This window comes from Ideonella sp. FW305-24, assembly GCF_058788035.1.
The window spans coordinates 277908-292364 of sequence record NZ_JBYTAI010000005.1 but is presented as its reverse complement, the minus strand read 5'-3'; the positions used below and the strand labels follow the sequence as shown (position 1 = coordinate 292364).

13 protein-coding genes are annotated in these 14457 nt (G+C 69.1%); 12 read left to right on the top strand and 1 reads right to left on the bottom strand.

Annotated features, from left to right (window positions below; all coding sequences use genetic code 11):
* Positions 1–22: 22 nt before the first annotated feature.
* Positions 23–460 (bottom strand): acyl-CoA thioesterase, encoded by a 438-nt coding sequence (locus AC3WR5_RS15920; RefSeq protein WP_141285765.1) that lies wholly within the window; start codon positions 458–460, stop codon positions 23–25.
* Between the two features lie 46 nt (positions 461–506).
* Between AC3WR5_RS15920 and AC3WR5_RS15915 the strand changes: the two genes are divergently transcribed.
* From AC3WR5_RS15915 to AC3WR5_RS15860, 12 genes are all read left to right on the top strand, one after another.
* On the top strand, positions 507–2348 hold the full coding sequence (locus AC3WR5_RS15915; protein ID WP_492485693.1) for an ABCB family ABC transporter ATP-binding protein/permease: 1842 nt from the start codon (positions 507–509) through the stop codon (positions 2346–2348).
* Between the two features lie 45 nt (positions 2349–2393).
* The gene (locus AC3WR5_RS15910) at positions 2394–3329 is read left to right on the top strand and encodes a 2-hydroxyacid dehydrogenase (protein ID WP_492485692.1); all 936 of its coding nucleotides are present in this window, start codon (positions 2394–2396) and stop codon (positions 3327–3329) included.
* 6 nt (positions 3330–3335) lie between these two features.
* The gene (locus AC3WR5_RS15905) at positions 3336–4262 is read left to right on the top strand and encodes a LysR substrate-binding domain-containing protein (RefSeq protein ID WP_231010172.1); all 927 of its coding nucleotides are present in this window, start codon (positions 3336–3338) and stop codon (positions 4260–4262) included.
* Positions 4263–4269: 7 nt separating this feature from the next.
* Positions 4270–6144 carry an ATP-binding protein gene (locus AC3WR5_RS15900; protein ID WP_492485691.1) on the top strand — a complete coding sequence of 625 codons (1875 nt, stop codon included), beginning with the start codon at positions 4270–4272 and terminating at the stop codon, positions 6142–6144.
* On the top strand, positions 6141–7496 hold the full coding sequence (locus tag AC3WR5_RS15895) for a sigma-54-dependent transcriptional regulator (protein WP_492485690.1): 1356 nt from the start codon (positions 6141–6143) through the stop codon (positions 7494–7496). The genes AC3WR5_RS15900 and AC3WR5_RS15895 overlap by 4 nt, the downstream gene beginning before the upstream one ends.
* A 74-nt stretch (positions 7497–7570) precedes the next feature.
* Entirely contained in the window at positions 7571–7930 is a 360-nt protein-coding gene (locus AC3WR5_RS15890) for a hypothetical protein (RefSeq protein ID WP_492485689.1), read from the top strand.
* Between the two features lie 34 nt (positions 7931–7964).
* Positions 7965–8444 (top strand): hypothetical protein, encoded by a 480-nt coding sequence (locus AC3WR5_RS15885; protein WP_492485688.1) that lies wholly within the window; start codon positions 7965–7967, stop codon positions 8442–8444.
* The gene (locus tag AC3WR5_RS15880) at positions 8441–9811 is read left to right on the top strand and encodes an AMP-binding protein (RefSeq protein ID WP_492485687.1); all 1371 of its coding nucleotides are present in this window, start codon (positions 8441–8443) and stop codon (positions 9809–9811) included. Before AC3WR5_RS15885 ends, AC3WR5_RS15880 begins: the two co-directional genes overlap by 4 nt.
* On the top strand, positions 9808–10395 hold the full coding sequence (pnuC, locus tag AC3WR5_RS15875) for a nicotinamide riboside transporter PnuC (RefSeq protein ID WP_492485686.1): 588 nt from the start codon (positions 9808–9810) through the stop codon (positions 10393–10395). The genes AC3WR5_RS15880 and pnuC overlap by 4 nt, the downstream gene beginning before the upstream one ends.
* Positions 10392–11426: an AAA family ATPase gene (locus tag AC3WR5_RS15870; RefSeq protein WP_492485685.1), complete on the top strand. Its 1035-nt coding sequence runs from the start codon at positions 10392–10394 to the stop codon at positions 11424–11426. Before pnuC ends, AC3WR5_RS15870 begins: the two co-directional genes overlap by 4 nt.
* A gap of 86 nt (positions 11427–11512) precedes the next feature.
* The gene (locus AC3WR5_RS15865) at positions 11513–13126 is read left to right on the top strand and encodes an inorganic phosphate transporter (protein WP_492485684.1); all 1614 of its coding nucleotides are present in this window, start codon (positions 11513–11515) and stop codon (positions 13124–13126) included.
* A gap of 322 nt (positions 13127–13448) precedes the next feature.
* On the top strand, positions 13449–14117 hold the full coding sequence (locus tag AC3WR5_RS15860) for a hypothetical protein (protein WP_492485683.1): 669 nt from the start codon (positions 13449–13451) through the stop codon (positions 14115–14117).
* Positions 14118–14457: the final 340 nt, after the last annotated feature.

Below are 14457 nucleotides of genomic sequence, written 5' to 3'. Positions count from 1 at the left end.
GTTGTGCAGCGTCAGTGCAGGATCATTCGGCCAGCGGCTTGGGGATCTCGCGCGGTTGGCCGTTCATGTCGATGGCCACGTAAGTCAGATTGGCCTGGGTCACTTTCACCACCTGCAGGTTGCTGGGATTGCGCTCGGCGAACACCTCCACGCGCACCGTCACCGAGGTGCGGCCGATGCGCGTCACGGTGGCGTAGAAGCTCAGCAGGTCGCCCATCGAGACCGGCTGCTTGAAGATGAACTCGTTGACCGCCACCGTGGTGATGCGGCCCTTGGCAATGCGCGCCGGCAGCACCGAGCCGGCCAGGTCCACCTGGGCCATGATCCAGCCGCCGAAGATGTCGCCGTTGCCATTGGCATCGGCAGGCATGGGCATCACACGCATGACCAGGGTTTGATCGGTCGGCAAGCCCGGCGTGCCGGCCTGGGGCACACTGGAAGGCGTGGGAGCTGCGCTCATGCAAGGTTCCTTTGAATCGACATACATCTCGCTGGATTGTTTCACGATGCGCCGCGCTTCCTCTGCCCTGTCGGAACCCCCTGCACCTGCGGCCGGTGCAGCCCCGGAGCGCTCCGACTGGGCCACGCTCAAGCGCCTGCTGCCCTACCTGTGGCAGTACAAGCTGCGGGTGGTGCTGGCGCTGGGCTGCCTGATCTCGGCCAAGGTGGCCAACCTGGGCGTGCCGCTGCTGCTCAAGCACATGGTCGACAGCCTGTCCATTCCGGCTGGCGACCGGCGCGCGCTGCTGGTGGTGCCGGTGGCGCTGCTGCTGGCCTATGCCGGGCTGCGGCTGGCAACCTCGGTGTTCGGCGAGCTGCGCGAGTTGGTGTTCGCCAAGGCCACGCACGGCATCTCGCGCCAGATCGCGCTGCAGACCTTCCGGCACCTGAATGCGCTCAGCCTGCGTTTCCACCTGGAGCGGCAGACCGGCGGCATGACCCGCGACATCGAGCGCGGCACGCGCGCGCTGCAGTCGCTGATCTCGTATTCGCTCTACACCATCCTGCCCACGCTGGTGGAGCTGACGCTGGCGATGGTGCTGCTGGGCACGCAGTTCGACGCCGGCTTTGTCTGGATCACGCTGGCGGCGCTGGCCAGCTACATCGTCTTCACCGTCAGCGTCACCGAATGGCGCACCCAGTACCGCCGCACGATGAACGAGCTGGACTCCAAGGCCCAGAGCCGGGCGGTGGACGCGCTGCTGAACTACGAGACGGTGAAGTATTTCAACAACGAGGACTTCGAGGCCGAGCGCTACGACCGCGGGCTGGACGCCTACCGCCGCGCGCAGATCAAGTCGCAGACCACGCTGTCGATGCTGAACACCGGCCAGCAGCTGATCATCGCGACCTCGCTGCTGGCCATGCTGTGGCGGGCCACTTCCGGGGTGGTCGACGGCCACCGCTCGCTGGGCGACCTGGTGATGGTCAACGCGCTGTTGATCCAGCTCTACATTCCGCTGAACTTCCTGGGCGTGCTGTACCGCGAGGTCAAGCAAAGCATCACCGACCTGGACAAGATGTTCAAGCTGCTGGAGCGCGAGCGCGAGGTGCAGGATCCGCCGGGCGCGCAGGACCTGCAGGTACGCGGCGGGGCGGTGCGCTTCGAGAACGTGCGCTTTGCCTACGACCCGGCGCGGCCCATCCTGCACGACCTGAGCTTCGAGATCCCGGCCGGCAAGACGGTGGCCGTGGTCGGCGCCAGCGGGGCCGGCAAGAGCACGCTGGCGCGGCTGCTGTACCGCTTCTACGACGTCAGCGAGGCGGGCGGCGGGCGCATCACCATCGACGGCCAGGACATCCGCACGGTCACCCAGGACAGCCTGCGCCGGGCCATCGGCATCGTGCCGCAGGACACGGTGCTGTTCAACGACACCGTGGGCTACAACATCGGCTATGGCCGCACCGGGGCGACGCAGGAAGAGATCGAGGCGGCGGCGCGTGCGGCCCACATCCACAGCTTCATCGCCGCGCAGCCCAAGGGCTACGAGACGACGGTGGGCGAGCGTGGACTCAAGCTTTCCGGCGGCGAGAAGCAGCGCATTGCCATCGCCCGCACGCTGCTGAAGAACCCGCCCATCCTGATCTTCGACGAGGCCACTTCGGCGCTGGATTCGGCCAACGAACGCGCCATCCAGGCCGAGCTGAAGAGCGCTGCCGAGGGCCGCACCACGCTGGTCATCGCGCACCGGTTGTCCACTGTGGTCGACGCGCACGAGATCCTGGTGATGGAGGCCGGCCGCGTGGTCGAGCGGGGCCACCACGAAGCGCTGCTGGCCCAGGGCGGGCGCTATGCCCGCATGTGGACGCTGCAGCACCGCAGCGAGGCAGCGCCGGTGGTGCTCTGAAGGTTTTCGGTTTCTGTCCCTTTTTCAATTGGAGTGAGCGGAGCGATGCAACCCGTTGTGCTGATGCTGAATGCCCTGTCCGACGCGCACCGCGCAATGATCGCGGCGCACTGCGAGCTGATCTACGCGCCCGGTGCCAAGCGCGCATCGGCCATTGCCGAACACGGCGGCCGCATCAACGCGGTGCTGACCATCGGCACCATCGGCCTGACGGCCGAGGAAATGCAGGCCATGCCGCACCTGGAACTGGTCTGCGCGCTGGGTGTGGGTTACGAGCGCATCGACTTGGCAGCGGCCCGCGCGCGCGGCATCGCGCTCGGCCACGGCGCCAACACCAATGCCGACTCGGTGGCCGACCAGGCGATGGCCTTGCTGCTGGCCTGCGTGCGCCAGCTGCCGCAGAACGACCGCGCTGCGCGCAGCGGCGTGCGCCGCGAGAGCCTGCCCATGCTGCCGCAACTCACCGGCAAGAAGCTGGGCCTTGTGGGCCTGGGCGCCATCGGCAGCACCATTGCCAAGCGCGCCAGCGGCTTCGACATGCCCGTCGGGTACCACGCGCGCCGCCCGCGCGAAGGCCTGGCGCACCGCTTCTTCGACAGCCCGCTGGCGCTGGCCGAATGGTGCGACGTGCTGGTGCTGGCCGCGCCCGGCGGGCCAGAGACGCACCACATGGTCAACGCCGAAGTGCTGGCCGCGCTGGGCCCCCAGGGCTACCTGGTCAACATCAGCCGCGGCAGCCTGGTCGACACCGAGGCGCTGGCCGCTGCGCTGCGCAGCGGCGGCATTGCCGGCGCCGGGCTGGACGTCTACGAGAGCGAGCCCGAGCCGCCGCAGCCCTTGCTGGACCTGCAGCAGAACCTGGTGCTGACGCCGCACGTCGGCGGCCAGTCGCCCGAGTCCGCGCTGGCCATGGTGGACCGCTTCATTGCCAACCTCAACGGGCATTTCTCCGGGCAGGGCGTGGTGACGCCCATCCCATAATCGGCCATGGACACCAAGTGGCTCGAAGACTTCGTCAGCCTGGCCGAAACCCGCAGCTTCTCGCGTTCGGCCCAGCTGAGGCATGTGACCCAACCGGCGTTTTCGCGCCGCATCCAGGCGCTGGAAGCCTGGGCCGGCATCGACCTGGTGGACCGCTCGGCCTACCCGACGCGGCTGACCCCCGCCGGCGAGACCTTCCATGCCCAGGCGCTGGAAGTGCTGGGCTCGCTGCAGGCCACGCGCAACATGATGCGCAGCCACCAGGTGGCCGGGCAGGACATGATCGAGTTCGCCGTGCCGCACACGATGGCCTTCACCTTCTTCCCGCATTGGCTGATGGAGTTGAAGCAGCACTTCAAGGGACTGAAGAGCCGGCTGATCGCGATGAACGTGCACGACGCGGTGATGCGCCTGACCGAAGGCAGCTGCGACCTGCTGATCGCCTACCACCACGCCACCCAGCCGCTGCAGCTCAGCTCCGAGCGCTACGACATGCTGAGCCTGGGCCACGAGACCGTGGCGCCCTATGCCAAGGCCGGGCCGGACGGCCAGCCCCTGTTCCGCCTGCCCGGCACCGCGCGCGAGCCGGTGCCTTTCCTCAGCTACGCCTCCGGCGCCTACCTGGCGCGCCTGGTCGAGCAGATCATCAAGCACGCGCCGCAGCCGCCGCACCTGGACCCGATCTACGAGACCGACATGGCCGAGGGCCTGAAGGCCATGGCCGCCGAGGGCCACGGCCTGGCCTTCCTGCCGGCCAGCTCGGTGCGCAAGGAAATGCGCTCGCGCCGCCTGGTGGCCGCCGGCAGCAGCGACTTCGAGCTGACGATGGAAGTGCGCATCTACCGCGAGCGGCCGGCCTCGGCCCGGCATGTGAAGCCGGCGGCCGAGGAGTTGTGGTCCTTCCTGAAAGACCGGGCCGGGCGCAGCGGCTGAGCCACCGGTGAGCGCACCCGCCCCGCAGCTGAATGCCGCGCAGCGCCGCGCCGCCGCGCGGCCGGTGCTGCTCACGCTGCTGTCGCTGGCCATCGTGGTGCTGGCCGGCTGGGCCGGCTTCAGTGCCAGCGTGCGCCAGGGCACCGAGGCCTTGCGGGCCGAGTCCAACCACCAGCTGGACCTGTTCGCCTCGGTGGTGCAGGGCATGGTGCGGCAGCTGGAATACGTGCCGGCCACGCTGCAGCTGCACCCCGAGGTGCTGGCGCTGCTGCGCCAGCCGGGCGACGGCGCCCGCGCCGCGCAGGCCAGCAGCTACCTGCGCCGGCTCAATGCCCACCTGGGCAGCGCAGCGGTCTTCGTGCTCGGCGAGCGCGGCCAGGTGCTGGCCGCCAGCGAGCCGGCCGTGCTGGGCGAAGACCTGTCGTTCCGGCCGTATTTCCTCGAAGCCTTGGCCGGCCGCGTGGGCCGGCATTTCGCCATCGGCGTGCGCGACGGCCGGCCCGGCTACTTCGTCTCCCACCCGGTGCACGACGGCGCGCGCGTGCTCGGCGTGGCCGTCATCCAGATCAGCCTGGAGCCGGTCAACCAGGCCTGGTCATTGCTGGGTGCGCCGGCGCTGCTGGCGGATTCGAACCAGGTCGTCGTGCTCTCCTCGCGCCCTGAGTGGCGCTACACCGCGCTGACCGACCTGGCGCTGGACCGCCGGGTGGACCTGCAGCTGACGCGCCTCTACGGCGAGCAGCGCATCACCCGCTTTCCGCTACAGGTGGACCTGCGGGTGGACGAGGACAGCCAGATCGTCGAAGGCGTGCTGCCCGAAGGCCTGGGCCAGGCGGGCGCGCGCAGCCGGCCCGGCGCCACGCGCGGCGTGCTGGTGCTGGGCCGCACGCTGGACGGCATGGACTGGCGGCTGTTGATGTTCTCCGACCTGCAGGTGGTGCGGCAGGACGCCGTGCGCGCCAGCTTCCTCGCGGCCGTCAGCGCCGGTTTCCTGCTGCTGCTGGGTGTGCTGGTCAACCAGCGCCGGCGCATCGTGCGGCAGAAGCTGATGGCCAACCGCGAGCTGGAGGAAAAGGTGCTGCTGCGCACCCAGGCGCTGAGCGACGCCAACCGCCAGCTGCGCAAGGAAGTGCGCGACCGCGAGCAGGCCGAGCGCACGCTGCGCAACGCGCAGGACGAGCTGGTGCACGCCGGCAAGATGGCCGCGCTGGGTCAACTCGCCACCGGCATCACCCACGAGCTCACGCAGCCGCTCGGGGCCATCCGCACGCTGTCGGCCAACGCGGTCGAATTCATGCGCCGCGGCGAGCTGGAGACGGTGGGCAGCAACCTGGGCATCCTGGCCCGCCTGGCCGACCAGATGGGCGCCATCATCGAGCCGCTGAAAGGCTTCGCGCGAAAGTCGCAGGCCCGCCCTGGCCGCACCGACGTGGCCGTGGCGCTGGGCAATGCGCTGTTCCTGTACGACCAGCGGCTGCGCAAGGAGGGCGTGCAGGTGCTCAACAGCACCGCGCCCGGCCAGGTCTTCGCCTGGTGCGACCCGAACCGGCTGGAACAGGTGCTGATCAACCTGATCGGCAATGCGCTGGATGCGATGCGCGATGCACCGGAACGTGTGCTGCGGCTGGCCGCGGGCGTGCAGGGCGAACAGGCCTGGGTCACCGTGCACGACAACGGCAGCGGCCTGGCCGAGGCGGTCAAGGCACGGCTGTTCGAACCGTTTTTCAGCACCAAGGAAGCCGGCGTCGGCCTGGGCCTGGGGCTGGCCATTTCGCGCGACATTGCCCGCGAGGCCGGCGGCGAGCTGGAGGCGGACAATCACGCCGACGGCGGCGCCTGCTTCCGCCTGTCCCTGCCGTTGCCGCCTGACGATACCCCATGACCGCGCCCCTCACCGTTTTGCTGGTGGAAGACGACCTGCCGATGCAGCTGGGCTGCCAGCAGGCCCTACAACTCGCGGGTTTGCGCGTCGAGGCAGTTGAATCGGCCGAAGCCGCGCTGCCGCGGCTGCAGCCCGGCTTCGAAGGCGTGGTCGTCACCGACATGCGGCTGCCCGGGGCCGATGGCCTGTCGCTGGTGCGCCGCTGCCACGAGCTGGACGACGACCTGCCGGTCATCATGATCACCGGCCATGGCGACGTGACGCTGGCCGTCGAAGCCATGCGCAGCGGCGCCTACGACTTCATCCCCAAGCCGTTTTCGCCCGAGGTGCTGGTGGAGGTGGTGCGGCGCGCGCTGGAAAAGCGCGCGTTGACGCTGGAGGTGCTGTCGCTGCGCCAGGCGCTGGCGCGCAAGGAGGGTGGGGTGGCCAAGCTGGTTGGCCGCTCGCCGCAGATGGCCGCGGTGCGGCAGCTGGTCTCGCGCGTGGCCGGCTCGGCGGTGGACGTGCTGGTCAAGGGCGAAACCGGCACCGGCAAGGAGCTGGTGGCGCAGGCGCTGCATGAGCTGTCCGGCCGGCAGAAGGCACCGCTGGTGGCGCTGAACTGCGGCGGCCTGCCCGACAGCATCATCGACAGCGAGCTCTTCGGCCACGAGGCCGGCGCCTTCACCGGCGCAGCCAAGCGCCGCATCGGCAAGATCGAGCATGCCCACGGTGGCACGCTGTTCCTGGACGAGGTGGAGAGCATGCCGCTGGGCGTCCAGGTCAAGCTGCTGCGCGTGCTGCAGGACCGCGTGGTCGAGCGCCTGGGCTCGAACGAACGCGTGTCGGTGGACTGCCGCGTGGTCGCCGCGACCAAGGACGACCTGCTGCAGCGTGCGAAACAGAACACCTTCCGCAGCGATCTCTATTACCGGCTCAACGTCGTCACCATCGAGCTGCCGCCGCTGCGCGAACGCCGCGAGGACATTCCGCTGCTGCTCGAACATTTCCTGCTGCTGGCCGCCAGCCGCTACGGCCTGCCGCAGCCAGAGGTGAGCCCGGCGCAGTTGCGTGCCTTGATGGCGCATGACTGGCCCGGCAATGTGCGCGAACTGCGCAACGTGGCCGACTGCCTGGTGCTGGGCGTGCACAGCGAAGTGCTGGGCGGCGTGGCGGCCTACCAGCTCCAGCCGCCGCAGAGCCTGTCTCTTGCCGAGACGGTGGAGGACTTCGAGCGCAGCCTCATTCGCGAGGCGCTGCAGCGCCAGGGCGGCCACATCGCCCGCACCGCCCAGGCGCTGCGCGTGCCCAAGACCACGCTGAACGACAAGATCCGCAAGTACGGCTTGAACAGCGAGCCGTCGGCCGAATGAGCCTGAGTCGGTTGAACCTGGCCTGGTCGGCGATGAGTCCATGGCGGCGGCGCAGTGGGATGGCGTGCGGCCTCATGGCCATCCTGCTGGGCTTGTGGGTGTTCCTGCCGCAGCAGCCCGGCCTGCCGCCGCGCTGGCTGTGCGATCTCTGTGCTGCCCTGGCTGCAGGCATCGCGGTCTTGGCGCTGGTCTCGCCGGAACCGGCGGGCAGGCGCTGGCACCTGGGCTGCGCCTTGCTGCTGCTCGTCACCGCGGTGGAATTGCAACTCAGCGGCTGGCTGCTGCTGCCAACCAAGCCGGATGGGGCGGCACTCATGGCCTTGCTGCAGGGGGCCAGGCCCTGGCGGTGGCGAGCCTGCGCTGGGTGGCGGGTGTGCCGGGCTGGCCGTGGCTCTTTTGGTGGCTGCTGTTGCCCTTCATCGCCATCACGCTGATCGCGCAAAACGTGCAGCCCGCGCTGCGCCCCGGATGCGGCGTGTCGCGGGCCTGGGCGCCTGGCTGGCACTGTTGGCGCTGGGCTTGCGATTGGGGTACTTCTTTGCGCAGCCCGCCGGCCTGGCGCTGCCGGTCTGGGGGCTGGCCGCCATGCTGGTGATGGGTGTGCTGTTCGGCCTTGGCTCCTGGGGCTACGCTGCGCTGCCCATCCTCGCCGGTTCGGTGTTCGGTTTGCTCGGCCGTGTGCTGGACACCTGGCAGCTCGGCGCGCCGCTGCTGGCCGGCTGCACCGCACTGGCACTGGCCGTCACCGCCGCCTGCTGGCTGCACTGGTGGCTGCGCTTGCCGGCCATCGTGGCGGAGGCGCAGGTCAGCCGGGCCGCGGCCGATGCGGGGATGGCGGCGGCGCAGGCGGCACGTGCCGCCGCCCCGCCAGCCAGCGCTTCCGACCTGCAGGCCTACCTGGACGCACAGGCAGCCCAGGAAGGCGCTGACAAGTACACACGGGAATGAGCACCACGCTGTCGCCGGAGCAGCAGTGGCGCGAGCTGACCTCGCCAGCGCGCCTGCCCGGGCTCACGCCGTCCGGCGAGGCCATGCTGCGACGTCTGCGCGCGCATCCCGCCGCGCCGGTCTTCCGGGACTTCAGCGGCCACCGGCTCACCCCCGCCGTGCAATGGGCGCAGCGCGCGCGCCATGCCTTCCTGCGCCATGCGGGCGTGCAGCCGCGTGTGCACGGCGCGCCGCCCGCCTGGCTGTGGCCCTGGTGGCTGCGACAGCAGGCGTCGGTGGCGGCCTGGCCGTCGCTCGCGGCGCTGCGCCACGGCTGGCAGGCGCTGCCCACCACCTCGCGGGCGGACCTGCAGGCCGACCTGGCGCGTCACGTCCCGCGCCACCTGCAGTCCCCGGACCTGATCTGCTTCACCACCAGCGGCAGCACAGGCCACCCGATCCGCGTGCCGTCCACGCCCGCCACCGCGGCCAGCTACGCAGCCCTGCACGAGCGCGCATTGGCGCTGCATGGCGTGCGGCTGCAGGCCGGGCAGGGCGACGTGGGCGTAGTGCTGGCCGGCTTCCAGCAGCGTTGCTTCACCTATGTCTCGGTGAACCCGCTGCGCGGCGAATGCGGGCTGGCGAAGATCAACCTGCATCCGGGCGAATGGCACCACGCGTCCGACCGAGCGACCTACCTGGATGCGATGGCCCCCGAGCTGATCTCGGGCGACCCGGTTTCCCTGGACGAGCTCGCCACGCTGGCCATGCAACACCGCCCGCAGGCCTTGCTGTCCACGTCAATGGCCATGTCCGACGGGCAGCGGAACCGCCTGGCCGCACGCTTCGGCTGCCCGGTGGTGGACGTCTATTCGATGAACGAGGCCGGGCCGATTGCTGCGTTTGTCCAAGCCGCGCAAGGCTTTGTGCTGCTGCAACCGCGGCTGTTCGTCGAGATCCTGGACGAGGCCGGCCGCGCGCTGCCCCCGGGCGAGTTCGGCGAGGTGACGCTCAGCGGTGGCTTCAACCCCTGCCTGCCGCTGCTGCGCTACCGCACCGGCGACCATGCGCGCCTGATCATGACCACCCTCGGTCCCACGCTGCGCGACCTGCAGGGCTGCCCACCGGTGCGCTTCCTCGCCCGCAGCGGCGCGTGGGTCAACAACGTCGAGCTGACGCAGGCGCTGCGCCCCTTCGACCTTCAGCGCTACGCCCTTCACCAGGCGGCCAACGGCGGGTTGTGCCTGCGTGTGGCCGGCCCGACAAGCCCCGAACTGGCGCCCACCATCGCCGGTCTGCTCGGCGACTGGCCCTTGACCGTCCTGCCACTGCAAGCAGAGGACAAGGTGCGTCAATACACCAGCGAACTCTCACCCCCATCCCGATGAACCTTGCCGACCTCTCGCCGCTGGAATGGGCGGCCAACCTCGTCACCGCGCTGTCGGTGCTGCTGGCTGCGCAGGCCCGCGTGGCCACCTGGCCCACCGGCATCATCGGCAGCGCGCTGTTTGGCTGGCTGTTCTGGCAGAACCAGCTGTATGCGGACCTCACGCTGCAGCTGTTCTTCATCGCCACCAGCGCTTCGGGCTGGTGGCAATGGCAGCGCGCCGGCGGGCCTGCCGCCACCCAGCAGCGGCAGGCGCTGGCAGGCCGCAGCCTGCTGGGCATGGTGCTGGCCGGTCTCGTGGTGGCGCTGGCCTATGGCGCGCTGCTGCAGCGCTTCACGCAGGCCTACGCGCCGTTCTGGGATTCCGCCGTGCTGGTGACCAGCGTGATCGCGCAGGTCCTGCTGATGCGCGGCCATCACCAGACCTGGCCCGTCTGGCTGGTGGTCAACACGCTGTCGGTGCCGCTGTACCTGAGCCGCGGGCTATTCCTCTCAGCCGGCCTCTACACACTGTTCTGGCTCAACGCCTGGTACGGCTGGTGGCGCTGGCACCGGCTGCAGCATCGCGCCCCGGCTTTGGCATGACGAGGTTCCGACTCGGCCTGGTGGTCGGCAAGTTCTCGCCGTTGCACCTCGGGCATGAACTGGTGATCACGCGTGCGCTGGCCCGATGCGAGCAGGTGCTGGTGCTGGGCTACAGCGAGCCGGTGCCGGCTGGGTGCGACCGGGCGCGGCGCGAGCGCTGGCTGCAGCGGCGATTTCCGCAAGTGCTCAACATCCAGCTCGACGACGAGGACGTGCAGCGTCGCTGCCAGGCGCGCGGCCTGCCGTTCCAGCCCATGCCGGGCAACGCCGCGGCCGATGCTGTGCAGCAGGCCTACCTGGCCTGGCTGCTCACCGGCCCGCTGGACCTGCGGCCCGACGCGATGTTCGCCAGCGAGGCCTACCTGCAGCCCTGCGCGGCGGTGCTCAGTCAGGCGCTGGGCCATGCGGTGGCGCCAGTTTCTGTGGACCTGGCGCGCAGTGCGCGGCCGATCAGCGCGACCCGCATCCGCGCCGACGTGCATGCCCACCGGGAGTGGCTGCACCCGCAGGTCTACCGGGACTTCGTGCAGCGCGTGGTGTTGCTGGGTGGCGAGTCCACCGGCAAGACCACGCTGGCGCAGGCGCTGGCCGAGCGGCATGAGACTCGCTGGGTGCCCGAATACGGCCGCGAACGCTGGCTGGCCTGCGGCGGCGAGCTGGCGCTGCAGGACTTGCAGGACATCGGCCGCATCCAGGTCGAGCGCGAAAACGAGGCGGCGGGCCATGCCAACCGCCTGCTGTTCTCCGACACCTCGCCGCTGACCACGCTGGGCTACGCCGGCTGGATGTTCGGCGCGCAACCGCCAGCGCTGCAGGCGCTGGCCGGGCGCCGCTATGCGCTCACGGTGCTGTGCGAGCCGGACATTGCCTTCGAGCAGGACGGCACGCGCCAGCCGGCCGGTTTCCGGCTGCAGCAGCAGGCCTGGTACGAGGCGCGCCTGGCCAAACAGTCGGGGCCATGGCTTCGCGCCAGCGGCAGCGTCGCGCAGCGCCTGCAGCAGGTGGATGCAGCCCTCGCTTCCCTGGCTTGAGCGCCGGGCCGGCGGCGTCACGCCGCTGCCACATTGCCTCGCTAGCCTCGCCGGGTTCTGTTGCACGGCAGCCTGGAGCCCATCCCATGACCACATCCGCCACGCACGCCGGCCTGCCCGCCGCCCCCAGTGCCAAGCCGCACCTGGACCACAAACCCGGCCCGGTGACAGCCATCGTCTTCATCGGCTTGCTGGCCGCCGGGCTGTTGTTCACCGGCTACAGCCTGACGCGCGACGTGACCGAGGCCCGTGCGGTGGCGACGACCTGGGTGCCTTACCTGCTGCTGGGCGTGGCGCTGCTGATCGCGTTGGGCTTCGAGTTCGTCAACGGCTTCCACGACACCGCCAACGCGGTCGCCACGGTCATCTACACCCACTCGCTGCCGCCCAACGTGGCGGTGGTCTGGTCGGGCTTCTTCAACTTCCTCGGCGTGCTGGTTTCCAGCGGCGCGGTGGCGTTCGGCATCATCTCGCTGCTGCCGGTGGAGCTGATCCTGCAGGTCGGCTCCGGTGCGGGTTTCGCGATGGTGTTCGCGCTGCTGATCGCGGCCATCCTGTGGAACCTGGGCACCTGGTGGCTGGGGCTGCCGGCTTCGTCGTCGCACACGCTGATCGGCTCCATCATCGGCGTGGGCGTGGCCAACGCGCTGATGCACGGCCGGGACGGCACCAGCGGCGTGGACTGGGCGCAGGCCACCAAGGTCGGCTATTCGCTGCTGCTGTCGCCGCTGGTGGGCTTCGGTTGCGCGGCGCTGCTGCTGGTGGTGCTGCGCGCGCTGGTCAAGAAGCGCGAGCTGTACGAAGAGCCCAAGGGTCAGACGCCGCCGCCGTGGTGGATCCGCGGCCTGCTGGTGCTGACCTGCACCGGCGTGTCGTTTGCGCACGGCTCGAACGATGGCCAGAAGGGCATGGGCCTGATCATGCTGATCCTCGTCGGCACGGTGCCGATGGCCTACGCGCTGAACCGCGCGATGCCGGTCGAGCAGACGGTGCAGTTCACCGCGATGGCCCAGGTCACGCAGCAATCGCTGTCCGGCAACGCAGTGCTGGTGGTGCCGGCGGACGCGCGCAAGGTGCTCAGTGACTACGTGCGCACCAAGGCCTACACGCCCGAAGTCGTGCCGGCACTGGCCGAGATGGCCGGCAACATCGGCGCGCAGGTCCAGGCCCACGGCTCGCTGGCCAAGGTGCCGGCCGCCGCGGTGGCCAACGTGCGCAACGACATGTACCTGACCTCGGAGGCCATCCGCCTGCTGGACAAGTCCGGCGAGGGCAAGCTGGACGCACAGTCCAAGGCCAACCTGAAGGCCTTCAAGAGCGGCATCGACGACGCGACCAAGTTCATCCCGCTGTGGGTCAAGGTGGCAGTGGCCATCGCGCTGGGACTGGGCACGATGGTGGGCTGGAAGCGCATCGTCGTGACGGTGGGCGAGAAGATCGGCAAGACGCACCTGACCTATGCGCAGGGCGCGTCGGCCGAATTGGTGGCGATGCTGACCATCGGCGCGGCCGACATCTACGGCCTGCCGGTCTCGACCACCCACGTGCTGTCGTCCGGCGTGGCCGGCACGATGGCGGCCAACCGCTCCGGCCTGCAGTGGTCCACCATCCGCAACCTGCTGATGGCCTGGGTGCTGACGATGCCGGCGGCCATCGTGCTGTCCGGCTCGCTGTACTGGCTGTTCACGCAGCTATTCTGAAGTTCACGGTAGAGCTCAGTCGACTCAAGCGCTGAGCTCACTTCGTCACCGCAACATCCTCCAAGCATCGGTTCGTGCGTACCCGGCTGGCTGCGGTTCAGACCCGCAGTTGCAGAGCGCATTCCCAGGGGCATGGGGGCAGGGCTTTCGTTCGTCTCGCGGCCAGCGGCCATGCGTGTACGCTCCGGCTTGTGGCGGCCATGTGCCATGGATCTGGCGTAGAAATGCAGTTTTTGCGGGCTCCGACCGGCAATGAGCAGTCGGTCACGCCGTGCCGCTTTCGGGTAGCCACTCTCGGAACTACAAGATAGGAATCGAGACGATGACTCGCCTTGAAGCAGAACTGACGAAAGTCCTCCAGCCAGGCATGAGCGTGCCGGGTCCACTTAAGTTGCTCTATTCGTGGATTGAAGCGAATGGCCATTTTTTTGACAGGCCAAATGGCGAGCGCGTTGGCTTCCTTTTCCAGCAAGAGGCGCTCCGCGCGGGCTGGACCAACACCGAACGCCCCGGAGGAACGATCATAGAGTTTCTCGCAGAGGGTAACGAGCACTTGCATCACTGGTTCGGCCATCGGCGCGGTGACATGCTGAGCCGGCTTTGCGTTTTTGCCAGGACGGGCGCTGAAGGTTCAATGGCCGCGCTTTGGCTCGACGCCGAAGGGCGCCAGTTGATCGTCCATCTCGGGTCAGGATCGGGGTCGCTAACGACTTGCGTACTGGCGAGCGATCCAGTGGACTTTCTTCGTCTTTTGGCTATTGGCTACGACGAGTTGTGCTGGGGAAGCGACTTCGCTGAGCCGCCGAATAGCGATGCCTTGGGCGCCTCCATCTATGTCTATCCGAACCAACCGTTTCAACTTTGGGTACGCCAAACCTTCAATGTGACGATCCCAAGGACGGGATTGGAGATCGTCAAGAACCCGGATGACATGGGGGCGCCAGATTCGGCCGACGCATTCAACAGGTGGGTTCAAGAGAGCCTTGACTAGCATGGTGAGCGAGTAGGCTCGGCGTCTTTGACGTCCAGCAACGGCTTTGGGATGCTGAACCTCCAATAGCGAACTTCCTCGGTGGCCGTCAGCCGCAGCCAACGGTCGCCTGACCGTCCCATCCTGCGCCCAGTGCCAAGCGCAGGGCGCCCGTGCGTTGGGCAGGACCCTCCGCTTGCGCAAACGCCCGTCTGGACGAGCAGATTTGGCGGCCTGCGTGTGGGCCGGGCTGGGCGGCTCAAGCTATCTGGACGGGAATCCGTTCGCGCTGCGGACTGGCTCGGACGGTTTTCCGTTCGGCGCGGCTGCCAGCTGGCCTCGCCAGCGGGGAAAAGCGGTT

Bases quoted from the DNA above. Each gene is read 5' to 3' on its own strand.
- AC3WR5_RS15905 (WP_231010172.1), top strand. From the start codon at position 3,336: ATGGACACCAAGTGGCTCGAAGACTTCGTCAGCCTGGCCGAAACCCGC.
- AC3WR5_RS15880 (WP_492485687.1), top strand. From the start codon at position 8,441: ATGAGCACCACGCTGTCGCCGGAGCAGCAGTGGCGCGAGCTGACCTCG.
- AC3WR5_RS15865 (WP_492485684.1), top strand. From the start codon at position 11,513: ATGACCACATCCGCCACGCACGCCGGCCTGCCCGCCGCCCCCAGTGCC.
- AC3WR5_RS15910 (WP_492485692.1), top strand. From the start codon at position 2,394: ATGCAACCCGTTGTGCTGATGCTGAATGCCCTGTCCGACGCGCACCGC.
- AC3WR5_RS15895 (WP_492485690.1), top strand. From the start codon at position 6,141: ATGACCGCGCCCCTCACCGTTTTGCTGGTGGAAGACGACCTGCCGATG.
- AC3WR5_RS15915 (WP_492485693.1), top strand. From the start codon at position 507: ATGCGCCGCGCTTCCTCTGCCCTGTCGGAACCCCCTGCACCTGCGGCC.
- pnuC (WP_492485686.1), top strand. From the start codon at position 9,808: ATGAACCTTGCCGACCTCTCGCCGCTGGAATGGGCGGCCAACCTCGTC.
- AC3WR5_RS15860 (WP_492485683.1), top strand. From the start codon at position 13,449: ATGACTCGCCTTGAAGCAGAACTGACGAAAGTCCTCCAGCCAGGCATG.
- AC3WR5_RS15920 (WP_141285765.1), bottom strand. From the start codon at position 460: ATGAGCGCAGCTCCCACGCCTTCCAGTGTGCCCCAGGCCGGCACGCCG.
- AC3WR5_RS15890 (WP_492485689.1), top strand. From the start codon at position 7,571: ATGGCCATCCTGCTGGGCTTGTGGGTGTTCCTGCCGCAGCAGCCCGGC.
- AC3WR5_RS15870 (WP_492485685.1), top strand. From the start codon at position 10,392: ATGACGAGGTTCCGACTCGGCCTGGTGGTCGGCAAGTTCTCGCCGTTG.
- AC3WR5_RS15885 (WP_492485688.1), top strand. From the start codon at position 7,965: ATGCGGCGTGTCGCGGGCCTGGGCGCCTGGCTGGCACTGTTGGCGCTG.